This window comes from Spirosoma lituiforme, assembly GCF_054776635.1.
The window spans coordinates 85577-106067 of the sequence record NZ_BAAHBO010000010.1 but is presented as its reverse complement, the minus strand read 5'-3'; the positions used below and the strand labels follow the sequence as shown (position 1 = coordinate 106067).

General features: G+C 53.0%; 15 protein-coding genes and 1 tRNA gene. 10 read left to right on the top strand and 6 right to left on the bottom strand.

The window, feature by feature from the left end:
* Positions 1-33: 33 nt before the first annotated feature.
* The 3 genes from ACYU87_RS24810 to ACYU87_RS24800 form a co-directional block, all read right to left on the bottom strand.
* Positions 34-106, bottom strand: a tRNA-Gly gene (locus ACYU87_RS24810).
* A 144-nt stretch (positions 107-250) separates the two neighbouring features.
* Positions 251-2002: a hypothetical protein gene (locus ACYU87_RS24805; RefSeq protein WP_461136706.1), complete on the bottom strand. Its 1752-nt coding sequence runs from the start codon at positions 2000-2002 to the stop codon at positions 251-253.
* A gap of 26 nt (positions 2003-2028) precedes the next feature.
* Positions 2029-3273 (bottom strand): hypothetical protein, encoded by a 1245-nt coding sequence (locus ACYU87_RS24800; protein WP_461136705.1) that lies wholly within the window; start codon positions 3271-3273, stop codon positions 2029-2031.
* Between the two features lie 273 nt (positions 3274-3546).
* Here ACYU87_RS24800 and ACYU87_RS24795 point away from each other — a divergent pair, with 273 nt between their 5' ends.
* The 4 genes from ACYU87_RS24795 to ACYU87_RS24780 all read left to right on the top strand — a co-directional run bounded on the left by ACYU87_RS24795 (position 3547) and on the right by ACYU87_RS24780 (position 7539).
* Positions 3547-4173 (top strand): hypothetical protein, encoded by a 627-nt coding sequence (locus ACYU87_RS24795; RefSeq protein WP_461136704.1) that lies wholly within the window; start codon positions 3547-3549, stop codon positions 4171-4173.
* A 109-nt stretch (positions 4174-4282) separates the two neighbouring features.
* Positions 4283-4966, top strand: coding sequence for a deoxyribonuclease V (gene nfi / locus ACYU87_RS24790; RefSeq protein ID WP_461136703.1), 684 nt, complete (start codon positions 4283-4285; stop codon positions 4964-4966).
* A gap of 140 nt (positions 4967-5106) precedes the next feature.
* Positions 5107-7149 carry a hypothetical protein gene (locus tag ACYU87_RS24785; RefSeq protein ID WP_461136702.1) on the top strand — a complete coding sequence of 681 codons (2043 nt, stop codon included), beginning with the start codon at positions 5107-5109 and terminating at the stop codon, positions 7147-7149.
* Between the two features lie 45 nt (positions 7150-7194).
* Positions 7195-7539, top strand: a complete 345-nt coding sequence (locus tag ACYU87_RS24780) for a winged helix-turn-helix domain-containing protein (RefSeq protein ID WP_461136701.1) — start codon at positions 7195-7197, stop codon at positions 7537-7539.
* A 23-nt stretch (positions 7540-7562) separates the two neighbouring features.
* On the opposite strand, the gene ACYU87_RS24775 is transcribed toward ACYU87_RS24780, so the two are convergent.
* The gene (locus ACYU87_RS24775; protein WP_461136700.1) at positions 7563-8072 is read right to left on the bottom strand and encodes a hypothetical protein; all 510 of its coding nucleotides are present in this window, start codon (positions 8070-8072) and stop codon (positions 7563-7565) included.
* Between the two features lie 264 nt (positions 8073-8336).
* Here ACYU87_RS24775 and ACYU87_RS24770 point away from each other — a divergent pair, with 264 nt between their 5' ends.
* Positions 8337-10916: a TonB-dependent receptor gene (locus ACYU87_RS24770; RefSeq protein WP_461136699.1), complete on the top strand. Its 2580-nt coding sequence runs from the start codon at positions 8337-8339 to the stop codon at positions 10914-10916.
* 18 nt (positions 10917-10934) lie between these two features.
* Here the strand turns inward: ACYU87_RS24770 and ACYU87_RS24765 are convergent, their stop codons facing one another.
* Both ACYU87_RS24765 and ACYU87_RS24760 read right to left on the bottom strand, forming a co-directional pair.
* Entirely contained in the window at positions 10935-12593 is a 1659-nt protein-coding gene (locus ACYU87_RS24765; protein ID WP_461136698.1) for a hypothetical protein, read from the bottom strand.
* A gap of 139 nt (positions 12594-12732) precedes the next feature.
* Positions 12733-14106, bottom strand: a complete 1374-nt coding sequence (locus ACYU87_RS24760; RefSeq protein ID WP_461136697.1) for a PQQ-dependent sugar dehydrogenase — start codon at positions 14104-14106, stop codon at positions 12733-12735.
* A gap of 297 nt (positions 14107-14403) precedes the next feature.
* On the opposite strand from ACYU87_RS24760, the gene ACYU87_RS24755 reads away from it, so the two are divergent.
* The 5 genes from ACYU87_RS24755 (at position 14404) to ACYU87_RS24735 (ending at position 20409) form a co-directional block, all read left to right on the top strand.
* Positions 14404-14745 carry a tRNA-binding protein gene (locus ACYU87_RS24755; RefSeq protein WP_461136696.1) on the top strand — a complete coding sequence of 114 codons (342 nt, stop codon included), beginning with the start codon at positions 14404-14406 and terminating at the stop codon, positions 14743-14745.
* Between the two features lie 143 nt (positions 14746-14888).
* Positions 14889-15422, top strand: a complete 534-nt coding sequence (locus tag ACYU87_RS24750) for a hypothetical protein (RefSeq protein WP_461136695.1) — start codon at positions 14889-14891, stop codon at positions 15420-15422.
* A gap of 313 nt (positions 15423-15735) precedes the next feature.
* Positions 15736-17064: a M28 family metallopeptidase gene (locus ACYU87_RS24745; protein WP_461136787.1), complete on the top strand. Its 1329-nt coding sequence runs from the start codon at positions 15736-15738 to the stop codon at positions 17062-17064.
* A gap of 38 nt (positions 17065-17102) precedes the next feature.
* The gene (locus ACYU87_RS24740) at positions 17103-18371 is read left to right on the top strand and encodes an aminotransferase class V-fold PLP-dependent enzyme (protein WP_461136694.1); all 1269 of its coding nucleotides are present in this window, start codon (positions 17103-17105) and stop codon (positions 18369-18371) included.
* 40 nt (positions 18372-18411) lie between these two features.
* Positions 18412-20409 carry a S9 family peptidase gene (locus tag ACYU87_RS24735; protein WP_461136693.1) on the top strand — a complete coding sequence of 666 codons (1998 nt, stop codon included), beginning with the start codon at positions 18412-18414 and terminating at the stop codon, positions 20407-20409.
* The last annotated feature ends 82 nt before the right edge of the window (positions 20410-20491 follow it).

Genomic DNA, 20491 nt, shown 5'->3' with positions numbered 1-20491 from the left:
AAAAAAAGCACCGGGTTCGGTGCCTTTTTGTAGAGCGAAAGACGGGGTTCGAACCCGCGACCTCGACCTTGGCAAGGTCGCGCTCTACCAGCTGAGCTACTTTCGCGTTTTACTTTCGCCTGCCTAGTGGCGAATTGTGGATGCAAAGGTAGCCTATTTTTGGCGCTTGTCAAGAGCTGGCCTCAAAAATATTTTAACAAAAAACTAAAATATCTAACCAAAACCTGATTCTGAACGAGTTAAGGCCTATTTACAACAGGGGCTCGTTAACTTGTGTGTCGAACACCCCCGTCAATACCTGCCCGTTTCGCTTGACCTGCACCCAGATCCGGTAATGACCCGCACGCGGAAAGGCGTAGGGAAACTCGACCATATTGTTCGTCTTCATCGAATGATTCATACCCGGCATGGCAGCCATCAGCAGCTTATTCCGTTCGGCTTCTGGAAGGGCTTTGAGTCTGGCAACATACGTGTCGATGCTATCACGAAACTGGACGGCATTGGGATAGTGAAATGTTCGGGCGGTGTCAGCAATGCGGTTGACCAACGACTTCTCGGCTGCCATAGAGTACGTACCAACGGGATGCAGGTGAATGTAGACCGTACCATCGGAGCGTAAAATGACGGCATGACCACCCATGCCCAGATAAGGCTCCAGCGGAGCCGATTTTCCCTGTGCGTCGGCCACCGCAAATTTCAGTGTGTACAGCTTACCTGCTTCCAAAGCCTGTGGTAGAGCATCCGCGCCCGGCGTGGACTCGCCGGGCGAATCCACGCCGGGCCTATCCATCCAGAGCATAGTAGAGCCATCGGCCAGTTTAACGCTGGCACCAGGCTTGCCACAAACCACCATGTCACTGTCCAGATGAGGCACGTTTGCCGCACCGGCTTTTACGCCCATCGGTTCGGCCACAAGCCAGCTATCATCGGCGTCGGAAAGCTTGGTGGCGCTGGCAACTTTCACACCGGCCGAAGAAACGGTGGCTTGGCGAACAGGTAGGTTAATGGTATCTGTAAGGGTTTCAGAAAAACCGTTTCGGTACACCACATCGGTGTAGAGCAGGTATTTACCCCCCGGAAGAGGAGGCAGCGTGGCATCGTAGGTCAGCGTGTCCCGCCGGTTTGGGTGCAGGTGAGCAAAGGCATCCAGTCCCGGCACGCGCACCAGAAACGTATGCATCAGTTTACCGTGATCGGGCAGGACATAACTCAACGTCCGTCGCTTTTGCCGGTCATTGCCGAAACCCGTCGTATCCAGTTGAATCGTGAGTTGCGGCTGGGCATCCGTACCCTTTATGGTCGAGCGAATAGGCGTTGGGCGATACAATTGAACATTCCGGTAATCCTCAGCGGTGCTGTTCCACCACGACCGCCATCCGGCCAGGATCAGGACAATGACGACCAGCCCGACGCTCATGCCAGCCACTCGCCGACGGCCAATTTTTACCGGAGGGGCCTGGCCGGGCGCGACCATACCATCGGCGTTGCTGGCTCCGATAATAGTGATGAGCATGACGACAAGTAGCAGCCCCATAGCCGCTAACCCAAACCCTGTACCTGCTGGCATGTCGCGGAGGGCGGTGGCTACGGCCATAACGGGCACCACAACCTGCTGTTTCCCGTCGGGACCGTCTATACTCAATTCGATACTTGATGAGCCGGACCCCATCAACCACAGATCACCTTCATAGCGATTTTGCCCGGTAGCAGTCAGCATGTCATGGGTGGGTGCCCCTTTATCGCCAGAACGAAAATATATCGGTCGGGCACCAATGTTGCCTACCCGCCCCTGTTCGACGAATACGGTCACGTTAGCCGTTCCGGGCACCACATCCGGTGGCTTGATACTGATCAGGAGTCTATACTTTCCGGCCTGTTTTTGTACGATCACCCCCGAACTGCCGACATGGGCCGATGCAACGGGTGAACAGGCAAGTACCAGAAGAAGTGAATAGACGGACAAGAAGCCTTTCATCCAGCTGAACGTTCTGTTAGTAGTCATGTGCTTGTATCGAATAGCTTCTTTTCCTAGCGTACAATTCGTTTCATCCAGTTACCCCACAACAGGCCAATGCGGGCCGATAGAGTAGCATAGAGCAATGCTTTGGCAAAACCAATCCAGAAATTCGCAGCCGACTGGATATTCCAGGGAGCAAAGGCAAACCGATACTGCCAGTCGGGTTGGCTATCGTAGGTCCAGGAATACGACAGAAAAAAACCGTTCTGCGCATAAGGCGAGGTGAGCAGGAATTCGCCAAAAGGCCATTGAACCACCAGTAAGACAAGCATAAAGGCAACAGCATATAAACCGGATAGTATCCAGTCGTTCAGTTTCTTCTTGCCTTCTTTGCCCGAATCGAAGCGATGCATCAGCCAGTCGAGCACGACGCCCGGTACGATCAGCAACAGCGGAAACATAAATGGCTGGTAGTGCGTAATTGGGTTCAGCACCGGGCCAAGCCGTGGTGTTGCCGGAAAGTTCTGAAGCACCCAGCTTGGCAGAAGCATGCCCAGTATATAAATTCCGGTAATGATGGTAATCGGCCAGCGCAGCATGGACGCCCGCCCCATGGCCAACAAATAAAATGGAAAAATGATAGCGGCTGTCGCATAATACCCGGACTGGTGTGTCTCGCGCATACCCATCGACTCCGACATCAGCGTATAGAGCGTAATCAGGAGCAGCCCGGCAGCCAGCGCAAACAGCCATTTTAATCGAGCTAATTGCGGTGCTCTATCAAGAATAGTCGCTTGCGTACGATACTGATTTTGCAAGGCCAGAACACCGGCCATGGCCCCAAATTGTACGGTCATGATACCGATCGCCAGGATGGTATGGGGAGGAGTCAGAATCTGAACGTCGAGGCCATACGTATTGTGCCACCAGTCATCGAAAGGAGCGGACGTCAACATAGCCAGTGCGCCCCAAACACTGAACATAGCGCCCAGGGGTCCATAGAAAACACCCCAAAACGGTACGGCACTGGCCCGCCCCGGATGATTTCTGGTCAACGTCAGGCTGAGTATCTGATAGGCAGAGAATAGGCCTGATACAACAGCACCAACGTAAATGACAACGTGGGGCGGGGCCAGCAAACCATCGCGCCCGATACTCATGTGCCACATGATGTCCCAGAGAAGACCCATAATGACGCAGAATGACGAGAAAACCACCGCATAGATGTACGTGGGTATGCCCAGGTGCCAACTACCCGAACGGGCATCCGAATGCCCAAACCTGGCCTGAAAGGAGGAAGGAAATGATGATTCCATGAGAAAAAGGTGGTATAAAAAGCGATGTGGTAAAGAATGCCAAATTTACCTAAAAGTTGCACACGTTACCGTAAATTTAGTGTGTACGGTTACCAATTCTACTCAACACATAGCCCTGTTAGTCAAGCTTGTATCATTCTATCCATAAAGTAGTCAATAGAGTCGTCCGTACGCTGACCGAGCGAACTGAAACCGGTCAACTTGAGCCAGCGGGACACCAATTCGCTGGTTTATACCGTTATTTGCGAAACCATTCTGCTCCTTCCCATTCCCATGCTACGTATAACATCATCGGTACGCACGTTCCTCTTCTCGGCAAAAGCACTTCTATTTCTGGGACTCGGTCTGTCGATGAGCGCATGCGTTCCTGACTTTCTCTTATCCGAGCCCGATTGGGTGGTGATTGAAGCGGGGGAGCACGAGCCCAATCCGAAACGAAAAGTAGGCATCGTTATCAGTCCTAAGGAGGTATCGGCAACGGTTACTTTCGACAGTTCCTGTGTTTACGATGTCGGCGCTGTTGATGCCGATGACTGGAATAAAGTGATTGGCCTGGGCTTCGTTGGGTCTAAGGATCAGGACATTACAACCGGCGTTCCTCCCCACCAGGTCGATGGAGTCCGGGTGGGCTGGCGCTGGAATCCACAACGGGGTCGCATCGATCTAGGCGCGTATATTTATGTGAGCGGTGTACGTACTGATTTCAAAGTTGCTGAAGCCGCGCTGAACACACCCACCAGATTAACCATCAAAATCGACTACGACCGGAAGGTGTATCAAGTTCTGGGCGGTAAAACTGTATCGTTCACCCACAACAAGTCCTTTGCCTACAATACTGGCCTTTACTTCGGCGGTAATCAGGTAGCCCCGCACCGAATTCGGGTGAAAATTGTGGATTAGGCTCACATATCCACAATGACCCATGACCCTTGCACCAGGCGTTTGAGGAGTTTCGACAAACCCTCCTACAGTCTCGTTCGTTAGGTAGTGGTCATCATTAATTAGCCCAATGGCCAATTACCAATCTCTTCACGACTGGAACGTTTCGCCCAGCGAAGCCGTCGCGTTGCAACAGCAGTTACGCACGCAGATTCGAATTCAGCCGCTGGCCGAGGTACCCCGAACCATTGCGGGCTGCGACATTTCGTTCAATAAGTTTGAGGAAACGGTATATGCAGGAATCGTTGTCTTACGGCTCGATACCCTCGAAACAATTGACGAAGCGGGTGTCGTGAGTACGGCCCCGTTTCCTTACATTCCGGGCTTACTATCGTTCCGAGAAATTCCGTCGTTGCTCGAAGCGTGGCAGAAACTAACCATCGAGCCGGATGTGGTCATGTTCGATGGGCATGGCACAGCACATCCACGCCGGATTGGCATTGCCTCCCACGCGGGCCTGTTCCTGAATCATCCTACATTCGGCTGCGGAAAATCGGTGCTGGTGGGCAAGTACGACGAACCCGCACCGGAGCGTGGCAACTGGTCGCCCATGACGCATTATCGAGACGTGATTGGCGCAGCTCTACGCACAAAGAACAAGGTCAATCCGGTCTATGTATCGCCGGGTCATTTAATCGATTTGGATACGGCCATTTCCCTCACTCTGGCGTGCAACGGGGGCTACCGAATTCCCGAGCCTACGCGTCGGGCACACAATCTGGTGAATGCATTACGACGGGGTGAGCGGCTATAAATTCAGGTGCTATTACCCGTAAGCCACCAACACGATGAGGGCGGTACAACAGATTTTTTGCTAAAATTTAACAGATACGGTATGCGTTGGCAACCCCCAAAGGCGTATCTTCAGCCTATTGATGCATCAATCCTGTTTCTGTGCAGCCCGCCCGTAGCCATCCCCTTCACCAACGATTCAGAGACTATACCATCGCGTTTTATCAGACGCAGCGGAACGCGTTTGTTATCATCGTCACACTGCTCCTTTCGCTGTATATTCTGACTGTTCCCGACCAGGCAGCCGATATGATCAATGCGGTTATGGACGGTGGCGTTTTCAACGGTCTTTTTCAGTACATTCTGCTCAGCACCTTTGTCTGGAGCTGGCTGGTGTATGGCAGCACACGTATGATTCTGCACATCTCACCCGTTGGGCTTCGCATCAACGAAGCCTGTGATCGCTTACTCCGATGGCTGCCCAAAATTGGCGGCATGATTCCCGCGCTGATTCTGGCGTACGCTTTCTGGAAACCAGATCGCCTGCAACCGTATATGCTTCTGGCAGAAAGCGGCCTGATGGTTGTGCTGTTTCGTTGGGTAGAACGGAACCTCCCCGTTTTTGCGCTACCTGACCAATGGCGATTTTCGGACCGGTATACCAGTTTTTCTCAGGATATTCGGGAGCTCTGGCGGCACCCGCTGGGGCGATTGGTTAGTCAAACCGGTATAGTCCTGACAATCTTTCTGATTTCGCTGTTCAGCCTCCCCGTCGAATGGGGCATTGCACGCGGGCTACGACCTACGGCCGTCATCATTTTCGGCATCACGATGTACACCTTCTGGGGTAGCCTGCTGGTCTACTTCAACGATTACCGCTACCGTCCGCTTGTTTTGCTGTTTGTCGGGTATCTAATCATCATTAGTGCGTTTAACGACAACACGAGCGTGCGGCAGGCCACGGGTAGACTGGTTGCCCCCATCTGGCAGCGACCAACGGTTGAGACTCACTTTTCCCAGTGGGTCGACGCCCGCCGACAGGAAGATGGCGATACGATTCCGCTGGTGCTGGTAGCCGCCGAAGGGGGTGGTATCCGGGCGTTGAACTGGACGGCCGAAACGCTCATCCGACTCGATTCCATTATTCCGGGTTTTAGCCGCCACGTGTACGCCCTCAGTGGTGTATCGGGCGGGGGCGTGGGTACGGTTTTTTACACCGCCTTTCTGCGCGATGTGGCTGAACTGGACCGTACACATCGATTTGAGCGGTTTCGGAACGTAATTCGGGACGATTATTTATCGGCGGTATCGTCTGCCCTGCTGTTTCCGGAATCCATTCAGCGACTGGTGCCGGTGCCGGTACCTGCGCTGGAACGGGCCAAATGGCTCGAAGACTCCTGGGCGGGCTCCTACCGGGCAAACCTGGCTTTATCGACCCTCGATTCGGCGCTTACCCAATTGTACCAGACGCGGGCGGGCTACAATTATAATCTGCCCTCGCTCCTGCTGAACGGAACCCTCGCCGAGTCGGGTCAGAAAGCCATCACGTCCAACCTGCAACTCGATCCGCGCTATTTCAAGAATGTTGTCTCAACGCTGGATGTACTGGGTACGGATGTCCCACTCAAAACGGCCGCGTCGTTGTGCAGCCGCTTCCCGATCGTGACCAACGGCGGGCTTATTCAGAAAGATACGCTGGTGGGTGATGGTCGCCAGCAACGGTACGGTGGCCACGTAGTCGACGGTGGTTATTTCGATAATTCGGGGGTCGAAACCTGTATTCAGCTACTAAATAATCTGGTTCCATCCATTCGTCGTCTGGACACAGCCGAACGGGTCGTTATTATTCCGTACATTCTCTTTATCCAGAACAGCAACACCATTGGCCGATTACCCAAGAAACGGTCTATTCTTCAGGAGATGCAGATACCCTTACTGGCCTTTTTCAATGCCTGGGACAATGGCTCTACCACCCGAGACAACATGTTCAGTTCGTTTATGGACCGATTTACAAACCCGAAGACCAACTACGTGACGCTCCGCCTGTCGTACAACGAAAAGTATCCGCTGGGCTGGTTCATGTCCGACAGTGTAGCCCACAACATCAGCCAGCAGGCCAAAGATTCGATTAGCTTGAAGAACCCGGCGTTGGTTCAGTTGAAAAGCGCGTTCAGGCGGATGAATGTGAAGCGGGTAGCGAATTAGCCGATCGGTTGTACTTTAGTGCCCTGAACAACCTTTGCTTGCGCCATGCATCTGCGAATAAACGGCCGTATCTGGCTAGAAACCCTGTCAAACGATACCGCAGAACGGTTTATGGGCATCGGGCGGCTGGAGTTACTGGGACATATTCAGCGTACCGGCTCCATCAATCAGGCCGCCAAAGCCATGAACATGTCGTATAAACGGGCCTGGGAGATGGTACACTCCATGAACACCCAGGCTGACGAGCCACTCGTTACAACTCAGACTGGCGGAGAAAAAGGCGGGGGAACCGTCGTGACGGCCGAGGGCGAAAAATACCTAACCTATTACCGCAGCCTGCAGGAACGATTTCAGAAGTTTATGGCCGACGAGCGGACCTATCTTCCCTAGAACAGGTCAGTTTGGTCTATCCTTTACCGGCTGAGCAAGTTTAATTTCCGTTCCTGAAACGCATTAAGCTGCTTCAGATAAGCGTGGTAATAATCATGAACGGCCCTGTAATGAGACAGTAACCGGGCCTGTAAGGGAGTTGCGTTGGCCGATAGTTTTGCCCGAGCTATAAGCGAGCCCATGGTGCGTATGTGCTGAAGCGTTGCTTCTATCTGGCGCTGATTGGCAGCAATCGCCTTGTGTATGCTTTCTCTCTTGTTCTCGTCTACTCCACTTCTCTTAACTGCCGGTCTGGCTAATGCTTCCTGCCATTGCTGCTGTAAACCGCTCAGGGGCGACTCCATACATGGGCGGCTCGGTACGTTGACCACCGGTACAGTATCCTTGTTGCTGTCCGACGAGAATGTGCCAATGGTATTCAGTAAGCTAATCAATAAAGCCTGATTCTGGGAAGACGCCCGATTGATGATTCTTGTCGAAACATCAAACACGTACGATTCCAGCAATGTCGTTAGGGGTTGTCCAGGAAGCATTAAATAAACTATTAGGCTAGGTAGGTAGACGGCAATTTTACACTTTTCCCTATAAACATACACTAGTTTATAGACTTTTCCCAAAAACCTTTATTATTGGAATAAAAAGTTCATTATTAGGCTAAATGGCAACACTATATTCTTAATTTATACTCCGAAATAAACACTTGCATTGGCCGTATTATCAGTTTTTACGGCAATTCAACAGCGCTATTTTCCAAAGAATATATCGATCGTTATATTTGAAAAGAAATAACGAACTTTATGAAACATTTTTTCCTGCTTTTTTTTAGTATAAGTCAATTTGCCCACGCTTACGTCTTTCCCGACAGTACCATTACCCCCAGAGATTCGGTCCGAAAAATACAGCTGAATGAAATCATTGTAACCGCTTCCCGGATTCCGGAGAGCGTCCTGAAATCTCCGGTAAGTATCGAATTGCTTGATGCCCGGCAAATCCGGCTATCGGCGCAGCCGTCCTATTTCGATGCCATCGAGAATCTTAAAGGCGTTCAGCTGCTGACACCCAGCCTGGGCTTCAAAGTCTACAACACGCGCGGCTTTGCCAACCCGACCAATGTACGCTTTGTGCAGCTAGTGGATGGGATGGACAACCAGGCCCCCCACATTGGCGCGCCCATAGCGAACGCGCTGGCCCCGTCCGATCTGGATATTCAACGGGTTGAGATTGTGCCGGGAGCGGCATCGGCCCTGTACGGCCTGAACGCGCTGAATGGGATTGCCCAACTGATCACAAAAGATCCCTTTACATCAACGGGCCTTAGCGTCAGCCAGAAAACGGGCCTTAATCATATCAACGATGCCCTTTCGCCGGCAAAAGTATTCAGCGAAACCAGTCTGCGCTACGCCCAGGTAGTTGGCTCCCGGTTGGCCGTTAAAATTAATCTTACCTACCAGCGTGGTTATGACTGGATTGCCCGCGACGTAACGGACCTGAACCCCAACGCCAATGCATCGCTGGGGCTAACCGGAACCGATAATCCTGGCCGGGATCTGGTGAACAACTACGGTGACGAATCGGCCAACCGGCGAACGCTGACCATTGGCGGCAAGAAATATGTTGTCGCTCGAACGGGCTATTTCGAGAACGAAACCACCGATCTGAGTCTGAATAACCTTCGGGGTGATATTGGTATTTTCTGGCGCCTTCGGCCCACACTGACCCTTTCGTACCGCTACAAAGCCGCTACCCTCGACAACGTTTACCAGCGTACCAACCGGTTCCGGCTCGATAATTACATTCTCGATCAGCATGGCGTAACGCTCGAATCACCCTCGGTGCAGATTCGAGCCTACCGGACCCGCGAGAATACGGGTAATTCCTACAACATCAGGTCAATGGCGGAGAACATCGACAAATCATTCAAGTCAGACAATCAATGGTTTACCGACTTTACCAACCAGTTCACAGCCAGTACGACGGCGGGGCAGTCCGTAACCGATGCGCTCACCAGCGCCCGTACGCAGGCCGATGCAGGCCGTCCGCAGCCCGGTTCGGCGCCGTTCAATGAGCAGGTTGCCAAACTCCGCGACATCAACAACTGGGACATTGGCGCGGCTTTACGGGTGAAATCCTGGATGTATCATATTGAAGGACAGGTGGAGCCGACGCGCGTGTTGTGGTCCTCTTTCCGGCAGAAGACCGGCATCGATTTGCTGGCGGGTTTTGACTACAGACGGTATGTTGTTTACCCGGATGGCAACTATTTTATCAACCCCGACCGATCCACAGATCATAACCTGATCTACGATAAAACCGGCGGTTTCGTACAGGCTTCCCGCTCATTTTTCCATGACAGGCTAAACCTGCGCGGCTCGTTGCGCGTAGACAAGAATCGCTACTTCGATCCGCGAGTCAATCCACGTATTTCGCTGGTGTTCTCGCCCATCGAAAACCACAACTTCCGGGCATCGTACCAGACTGGCTACCGGTTTCCTTCACTGTTCGAAGCTTTTTCCAATGTCAACTCGGGCGGGGTGAAGCGGGTTGGCGGATTACGAATCATGTCGCAGGGAATTTTTGAGAGTTCGTATTTCCGGACGTCCATCGATGCGTTTCAGGCCGCCATCAATACCGATGTCAACACCAACAAACTAACGACCGATCAGGCCATTCAGAAAAACAAGGGGCTACTGAAGCCAAACACCTATACGTATCTGAAACCCGAGCAGGTCAACAGCATGGAGGTTGGGTATAAAGGGCTATTTTTTACCAGAAAATTGTACGTCGATGTCGATTTTTACTACAATGTTTACCACAATTTCATCGCTCAGGTAGAGGCTAACATACCCAGGGGAAAGAACCCCGATTCGCTGGCCTACTACCTGGCCGATCGCAATCAGCAGGATCGCTATCGACTCTGGACCAATTCCAAAACGACGGTCTACAACTACGGCTCCAGCCTGGGGCTACGGTACTCGGCGGGGCGAAACTGGGTCTTGTCAGGCAATGCGTCGCTGGCCCGACTCGACCGAACCGACCAGGGGGATGGGCTGGAAGAAGCGTTCAACACCCCGAAATGGATTACAAACGTGGGCCTGTCGAACGCTGATTTGTGGCAGAACGTAGGCTTTTCGGTGAACTACAAGTACCAGAGTTCATTTTTGTGGCAGTCGTCGCTGGCCACCGGGATTGTCCCGGCAATCAACACGTTTGATGCTCAGGTCAGCTATACGCTACGGAAATCGGCCACCGGAAGCGGTCCTTTTTCGATCAAATTTGGTGGCACGAATCTGCTCAATCGCCCTTACACTACCTTTACGGCCGGGCCGAGTGTGGGCGCATTTTACTACACAACAATCGTTGTTAGCCCAATGCTGTAGCGCTGATACGGCGTCATCTCAGCGGAGTAAATCTTTCCGGATGAAGCTGTATGTATTTGGGTCGAAGCCGGGTTTGCGGATGAATGCCTGCGGGGGCTGCTCGATGAACCGCTGCATACTGGTATCGTTCTTGTAATACTGAGCGATCTCGGTACGGAAAATAATCAGGTTGATATCGTTCTGCTCGACGAACGTATAAAAATCGGAATACCGCTTGTATCGGTCATAGGAAATCGACGTGCCAGTGAGGTGCGTAGGCAATTCGTCCGGGTTGTCGAAGATGCGAATCCTGGTTTTGTCGGGTACGGGCGCAATCAGCTGCTGGGTGTACTGAAGTAATCTACGACCGTTCGTGGTAGCGGGGGTTTGGTGTTGCCATTCCCAGACCATCCACGCCCCTGCTCCAACCAGCAGTAAGCCAGTTAACGCAGTACCTGCCAGACGGATAAGCGGTCTCCGGGGAATGATGATGGCATTCAGCCACGGACGAAACACGAGGTTCATGGTAAGAACGCCCACCGCTACCGGAATGAAAAAATAGAAAGCAGGCAGATACCGAATCTTGATTCCCATCGAATAAACCGAACTGACAACGGGCGGAATGATGGCCGTTGTGGCAACGATGTAAGGCCAGGGATTAGCCAGCACCGTACGACTCACCGCCAGCGCCGTTTTCCGAATGGATACCAGCGCAAGAAAACCAATGAGCAGTATAAGCCAGGTGATTTTTCGACTCAATACCGAGAGCAGGGCATTGCCGCCCGGCAGGTAGGTCAGTGGCTGAAAGTAGGTTTCGACCACGGTGCCCAGCAGCACGCCAAAGTTGTATATGTTCGGCAGCAAGTGGTCGGTCAGTACAATTTTGGGGTGTTTGATCAAGGCGTCGCCAAACCCTTTCACCCGCTCACCGAAAATGATCTGCGACATTACCTCCGAATCGACCCAGTTGCTGTACGTACTGAGTCGTTTGTCTTCGGGGTGGCGCATGGCATAGTTGTAGGAAAAATCCTGCTTGAAGGCTTTTTCTCCTTTCTCGGACAGGGGGCTTCCTACGCCGAAAAACAACACCAGAACAATGGCCACGATACCCGCAACCGGATAGAACGACTGCCGAAACCAGACTGTAGCCCCAATCAACAAAACCAGACACAGGCCAAACGGCACCACAAACTCCGGCCGGAAATAAGCAAACAGAAAGTAGGAAAGCGTTAGCAGAGAAAACGACAAATGCAGGCGATTCCGCAGGTAACGGGCGCAGAGGATGAACAGTAGAAGCGTCAGCAGAAAGAGCAGAATAGACACTTTCACGCCCTCCGGAAAGTTCATCCGGGAGAAATGAAACACCAGCGTCGCATACAGCGACCAGTACCAGCGGAAGCCAGCCAGCCGGATCGCTATATACAAAGCAATCGTCGGCAAGGACGAAAGCAGGACCATATTCAGGTAGTAGAGCCGAATGGTATCGGACTCGAATAAGGAAAGAAACTTGTACCAGAGCGAATAGGCAGGTCCCCAATCGGTTTGCAAACCCAGACGGAAATTGCTGATTCCCTGATACATATAGAACCCTTCATCGCCCATCTGCACATCGGATATGGTGGTGAGCTGGTGGTCGAGAACGTAGATGGCAAGGGCAATCAGGAGCAGGCTTATTCCGTCGAAAAGTTTATCTTTCATTAAAGCAGAGGAGTCATCATCAGCCAGCAAAGGTAGGGGTAAACTGATAAAGCAAAAAAAAACGCGTATTACCATCCGATAATACGCGTTTACAGAGATAGCATCCCGGTTTCTGACTCGACTAGGGGTTACGGCTCGCTTATTTCTTTGCGGTGTACATCACCCGCCAGACCTTTCCTTTCACGGAATCGGAAATGTACAGGGAACCATCCGGGCCCTGCGCCAGACCCACCGGGCGAGCTTTGGCATCGCCGGGACTGGCCAGATCAAGTTTACCCGCGTTCACATCCGTACCGGGTTTTCCCTGTTCAGCGACCCCCGCAAAGTTCTCGGCAAATACTTCATACTTACCCGATGGCCGGCCATCTTTTCCGAACGGAATGAAGGCCACAAAATAGCCACCCTGCTTCAGCGGAGCCCGGTTCCAGGACCCGTGAAAACATACGAACGCGCCGTTTTTATACCGGGCCGGGAAGGCGTTCGCGCCCCCACCGGTGTAGAATAGCAGATCATTGGGTGCCCAGTGGCCCGGAAACGCCATGATGGGCTTCTCTTTCCCGGCGCACCGGTCTATTTTGGTACCATCGCCCCCATATTCGGGGGCCAGGAATTTCTGGTTTTTGTACTGGTTGTTGTAACAATAAGGCCAGCCAAAATCAGCGCCTTCTTTCACCATCAGAAATTCTTCCGAGGGCAGTTCGGCGCTCATTTCGTCGGTAAATACGCCCCCCCAGTTGTTAAGGTTATCGCGGCCGTGCTGAAGCGCGTACAGCGAATTGGTCGCCGTGTTCCAGTCGAGGGCCACGGCATTCCGGATACCGGTCGCGTAGCGTTTGCCATCGGCTTTATGCTGGTTCAGCTTGTTGGCGTCAAACTGCCAGATGCCGCCGTACTCTTCCAGAATTGGGCAGGGGTCCATGCCTTTCGATCCTTTCTGGCGGTCTTTCTCCTGACAGGCGTTGGAAGGCGCGCCGAAGTTGACAAATAGTTTACCGTCGGGCGAGATGGCGAATGACTTGCTGGCGTGCTGACGCTGGAGCGTTAAACCGGCAATGATCGGCTCCATAGGAGTCGTCTCCATCACTTTGCCGTTGGTCAGTTTGTAGCGATAAACCGACGTGTCGGATGAGGCATACAGATAGCCGTTGTAAATGCCCATCCCCGTGCCGGTATTGTCGCCAAACCGGATCGTCTGGTCAGCGCGCCCGTCGCCGTTGCCATCAACCAGTTCAACAATGCCTTTACCCTCATTGAGTTTTTCCAGCTTTACGAATACCGTTCCAACATTGTCGACGGCTATGTGCCGCGCTTTGCCGAGGTTATCCGCGAACGTTAGGGCGCCGAAGCCGGACGCTAATTTAAGGCCCCCATTGTCCGGATCAGGGGCAATAGCGCTCTTGATAACAGCCATTTTAACTGAGTTTGCCTTGCTGTGTCTGATAGGCGGTATCGTGGCCGGGCTGGCCATCGCCCCGGCGGCAACGGCCGTTAATAAAAGTAAGGTAGCTTTCATCGATAAAATAGGAATTGGTTTACGAGAACATTGGGGTAACGGGAGGTGACAGGCAAAAGTTTTTACCCTCTTTCATGAATCAATGGTCTTGTATTAATTTTAATGACAGGCCTAGCCCGGTTAGTATCGTACCTCCGGTTCGTGCGAGCGCCGAATGTGTGACTCGTGGCGATACGCACCACGGAGACGCAACCAATTTCCGCTCAGCCTGACGACTAAACGACTGGTAAAAAAGTCCCTTTTTATTTCTACTCTTATCTTTATAGCCGCCCTGTTAGTAGTTCTACTCGATACCCCATGACACAAAACACGCTTAGCTGGACGGATTTCAACAACGTTGACATCCGTACGGGAACCATCATCGCCGTTGAGCCTTTTCCGAAGGCCCGCAAACCAGCCTATAAACTAACCATCGACTTTGGTGCGCTGGGCATCAAGCGCAGTTCGGCCCAGCTTACAGTCCTGTATCAGCCCGACACATTGCTCGGCAAACAGGTGGTAGCCGTGGTCAACTTTCCGCCCAAACAAATTGCTACGTTTATGAGCGAATGTCTGGTACTCGGCGCGGTTGCCAGCGACGGAACCGTAACGCTGCTCCAGACGGAACGTCTCACCGAAAACGGCCAGCGGATAGGGTAACAGATAGCCCGGACAACAAACCCGTGCCTGTCGGGCGTTTGGCTAAAGCCTACCGCTTATCCATTCGTAACGATACTTTATGCCGGTGTGTGCTTATTTTTACGGCATACAGATGCCCAAGGCCCGTTTTTCGTTCTACCCGTATGCGAACCGTTCTACTGCTTACAACACTCCTGCTGCTTACGTTATCCGTTAGCGCCCAGCGCCGACGGGACGATGACACATCGCACTACCGAAGCGCGTCCGTTCCGGCCCATCTGCTCCCCATTGAGCGGGCCTACGGATCCTCGTCGCTGGGGAGTCTGTACTTCTACGGGGGCAAAAAACTATCCTCAACCTATTCGCTGGAGATTCCGTTTTTCGAATTGAACGACCCCATCGTGAACCATCGCTTCCAGACATTCCGCACATTAACGACCCTGAGCCGCCTGACGGCACTGGTGCCCCTGGCTTACATTGTCTTGAGCACGAATCGTACGGGTGGCACGTACTGGACCGTTTACGGCGGGTCCATCGTCGCGTCCCTCACCCTGTCGATTATCGGCAATGGGCAAATCAACAAAGCCGTAACCCGCTACAACGACTTGCTGCGCCAGCCCCGAATGGGTGTGTCGCTCGCACCCATTCCTCTGACGGGCCAGCTAGCCGCCGGGGTAGGTCTATCGTACGGCTTCTGAAGCTGATAATTTTTAGTAGCCAGGTACAATATGTTGCGCTGGTCAATTTCGTCTCTGTATTCGAACTGATCGTCTTCGTAATTGCCTTTGGCGTTACCACTTACATGAGCAGCTGATTGACTGACTGATTTTGCATGAGTGCAGATTGGCAAAATATAAATCGGTATTAACCACATAAAAAAGCGCAAACTAGGCCCGTTTGCGCTTTTTTCGTAGCTTCGCTTAGTCAATCAGCAAACTCAGGCAACCAAAAACGTTACTTCCTCTTTTACTCGCATCCGTTCTCGTTTCTCCCCTACTCAACGCACAAACCATTCTCAACCGCGATCCCCAAATTGCGGACCTGGTCAGTCAGATTTCTGCCGATAGCCTGCGGGCACACGTCAATGGACTGGTCAGTTTTGGCACGCGTCATACCCTGAGCGTACCCGCCGATGCCACCGCGTCAATCGGTAAAAAAGGCCTCGGAGCCGCTCGTCAGTGGATTTTGGGCAAATTCAACCAGTACGCAAAACAGTCGGGTGGACGTATGACGGCCACGCTCGATACCTGGACCCTTCAGCCCGATGGTCGGCGCGTTGACAAGCCCGCCAACATGGGCAACGTGATGGCAACCCTCAAAGGCACGGACCCGAATGATAGCCGCATTTTTATTGTACAGGGCCATATGGACAGCCGCGTCACCAATGTCATGAACCGCGAATCCGACGCGCCGGGGGCCAACGACGATGGTTCGGGAACCGCGGCAGTGATTGAGCTTTGCCGGGTCATGAGCAAGTCATCATTTCCGGCTACGGTTATCTTCGTAACCCTGACCGGCGAAGAACAGGGACTACTTGGCGCGGAGCATTTATCTGAGCGGGCGTTGAAAGAGAAGTGGAATATAGAAGCTGTGCTCAATAACGACATTATGGGTAGCAACAACAGCAGTGCATCCACGCCGGGCGATCCCCGAAACATTGATAACACCCGGCTGCGGGTATTCAGCGAAGGTCTTCCGGGTGTACTGCTCAAAGATACGACTGGTCGTATTGGGCAGATTCGGCAGTTTGGTAACGAAAACGACGGCAAATCCCGCACGCTGGCCCGTTACCTAAAAGAAGTTGGCGAACGCTATGTCGATAATCTGGAAGTCGTGATGGTGTATCGGAATGACCGCTACCTGCGCGGGGGCGACCACACACCCTACGTGCAGCGTGGCTTTGCGGCCGTTCGCCTGACGGAGATGAATGAGAATTACGAGCACCAGCACCAGGATTTACGCACGGAGAACGGGACTGAATTCGGCGACTACGCCAAGTTCATGGATTTCGAATACCTCCGCAAAAATACAGCGGTTAACCTGGCTACGCTAGCCAACCTGGCTAAAGCCCCGATCGTACCCCAGAAAGTCACAGTCGACGTTCGGAACCTGACCAACGCAACCGCCCTGTATTGGCAGGCCCCGACCGCAGGCAAGGTAAAAGGCTATTACGTACTCATGCGCGAAACGTACTGGCCATTCTGGCAGAAGAAGTTTTTCACGACGAAGCTGGGCATGACCCTTCCCTACTCGAAAGACAATTACTACTTCGCCGTACAGGCCGTGAGTGACGATGGCAACGAAAGTTTACCCGTTCTGCCCGTACCCAACCTGCGGTAAAATTTTGTCATTGACCCAGTTTATTGAGTTGAATTTCTATGGCTTCTCTCTCCAAGCGACAGTTTCTGAAATCCCTCATTGGTACAGCCGCCTTATCGACCTGGACGGGTCTGGATGAGGCACTGGCCAGCGCAGCGACAACACCGGCCCTGGTTCTGGCTCAACAGGAAGACTTCTGGGCTACGATTCGGGCCGCGTATCCCGTTACGACCGAGTTTATTCAGCTCGAAAACGGCTACTATTCCCTGACTGCCCGGCCGGTCATGGATAAGTACCTGAAACACATTCAGGCGGTGAATTCGGTATCGTCGTACTACATGCGAACACGTCAATACGATGACAAACGGATTTCGCAAACCCAGCTGGCAGAACTACTGGGCTGTTCCCCCAATGAACTGATCATCACCCGAAACACCACCGAATCCCTCGACACTGTGATTGGGGGACTGAGCTGGAAAGCAGGCGATGAGACCATTATGGCCCGGCAGGATTACGGCGCCATGCAGGATATGTTCAAACTCCAGGCCCGCCGACACGGTATCATCAATCGGGTGGTATCGCTGCCGAATAATCCCCAGTCCGATGCGGAGATTGTGAGCCTGTACGAGAAGGCCATCACACCAAGAACCCGGCTGCTGATGGTTTGCCATATGGTCAACATTACGGGTCAGATTTTACCGATCCGCCAGATCACAGACATGGCGCATAAACATGGTGTCGAGGTATTGGTGGATGGTGCCCACGCGTTCGGGCAGCTGGCCTTTACGATGAGCGACCTGGGGCCCGTCGATTATTACGCCAGCAGTTTGCACAAATGGCTTGGTGCCCCCCTGGGCGCGGGAATTCTATATGTTCGGCGGGATAAAATTGCGGGTCTCTGGCCCCTATTTGCCGACAGTACTATGGCCGATACGGATATTCGCAAACTGAACCATACCGGCACCCATCCTGTAGCCACCGACCTGGCCATTCAGGACGCCATTGCGTTTCACAACCGGATTGGCATTGAGCGCAAGGAAGCCCGGCTGCGTTACCTGCAACGCTACTGGACCGATCAGGTGCGGCACCACCCGAACATCAGACTGAATACACCCGACGCACCCGCCCGTTCCTGCGCCATTGCGAACGTGGGGGTAGCCGGAAAAACACCCGCTGAACTGGCCAAAATCCTGTTCGATAACTACAATCTATTTACCGTTGCCATCGACTCACCGCCTGTGCAGGGTGTACGTGTGACGCCCCACCTGTACACGACTACAGCCGAGCTGGACGCCTTCGTGCGAGCACTGAAAGAAGTGGCAGGATAGCGCCATCACTACACTGCCTTACTCACAACCTCTGATAACCATGACGAACCGATCTCTTCTTTCAATCTTTCTCATTCTCTCGACACTCGTTGGTGTGGCGCAGACGCCGGCAAAAAAGCGGCCTATCAACACAAAGGATATTTACCGGCTCCAAACGATCAGCGATCCGCAGGTTTCGCCCGATGGGAAATGGGTCTTGTATGGTCTGTCGACGGTGGACACGACAAAAGACAAACGCAATTCAGATGTCTGGATGGTGAGCTGGGATGGCAAAGAATCCGTTCAATTGACCAACACACCGGATGGCGAATCGAGAGCGCGGTTCAGCCCGGATGGAAAATACATATCGTTCGTGTCGGCGCGGCAGGGTGCCACCAAAGGACAAATCTGGCTGATGGACCGGCGGGGTGGTGAGGCTAAAAAATTGACCGATCTGAAAACCGACCTGGAAGATTATGCCTGGTCGCCGGATGGCAAAAAGATTGCTATGACGCTGCGGGACCCGGACTACGCCGACTCGGCCAAAACGAAAGTTCGGAAGCCGTTTGTCCTCGATCGCTACCATTTCAAAGCCGACATTAAAGGATACATCGAAAAAGGCTCCGTTCATTTGTATGTATTTGACATTACGAGCAAAAAGCTGGACACGCTCACCACGGGTCTGTACGACGAAAGTTCACCTGCCTGGTCGCCGGACGGCTCGCAACTGGCCTTTGTCAGTAACCGAACCGAAGACCCGGACCGGAATCAGAATACCGATATTTACGTCATCGATGCCAAACCCGGCGCCACCCCCAAGCAACTGACCACCTGGGCCGGCTCGGACAACAACCCGGAATGGAGCCCGGACGGGAAGCGCATCGCCTATACGCGCTCAACGGCGTCGGGCAATTTCCTGATGTACGACCAGCCCGTTCTGGCCGTTATTAGCCGCGAGGGTGGCGAACCAACCCTATTGTCAAAAGCATTGGATCGGCCGGTGCGAAACCCACGCTGGGCCAAAGACGGCCAGACGATTGGTGTGCTGGTACAGGACGACCGTCAGACGTATGTTGGTCAGTATGCCCTCGCCGACGGTAAATTTACGAAACTCGTTAGTGGCAACCGGGTATTTGGCGATCTGGAAGCTGTAGCGGGTGGTAACTGGCTGACGCTGATGAGCGAGCCCCAGACGCCCGGCGAATTATATGCCGTAGAGAACAAAACGCCCCGTCGGCTCACCCATACCCACGATGCATTCCTGGCCCCGATTGAACTCGCGTCGGTCGAAGGATTCACGTCGAAAAGCAAAGACGGCGCGCAAGTATCCAACGTATTGTACCGACCAGCCAACGCCCCCGCCAATAAAAAGCTACCCACCATTTTCTACATTCACGGTGGCCCGGTCTCGCAGGACGAATTCTCCTTTGACCTGACCCGGCAACTGCTGTCGGCGGGCGGATATGCTGTCGTCGCGGTCAACTACCGGGGCAGCAACGGCCGGGGTCTCGACTACACCAAAGCCATTTATGCCGACTGGGGTAACAAAGAAGTGCTGGACATTCTGGGCGCCACCGATTACCTCGTTGAGAAAGGCATCGCCGACCCTGACCGGCTGGGCATTGGTGGCTGGAGTTACGGTGGCATTCTCACCAACTACACCATTGCCACCGACACCCGATTCAAAGCCGCGGCCAGCGGAGCGGGTAGCTCGTTACAACTGTCCATGTACGGGATCGACCAGTACACCAATCAGTACGAAACGGAATTGGGCGCTCCCTGGAAAAACACCGACAAATGGCTGAAGTTATCCTACCCATTCCTGAAAGCCGACCGGATTAAAACGCCGACCCTCTTTATGGCAGGCGAGAAAGATTTCAATGTACCCACGGCGGGCAGCGAGCAAATGTTTCAGGCGCTGCGGTCGCTGGGCATACCAACGCAGCTGATCATTTATCCGGGTCAGTTTCACGGCATTACCGTTCCCAGCTATCAAAAAGATCGGGTTGACCGGTACCTGCAATGGTTCGATAAGTATTTAAAACCGAAGACGTTATAGAAACGTTGAGTAACCAGGAAAATTCAACTAATGTGTATCCCTGCATCAGTAAGCAGGTATTTTGCGTAACATAGGTATTGCA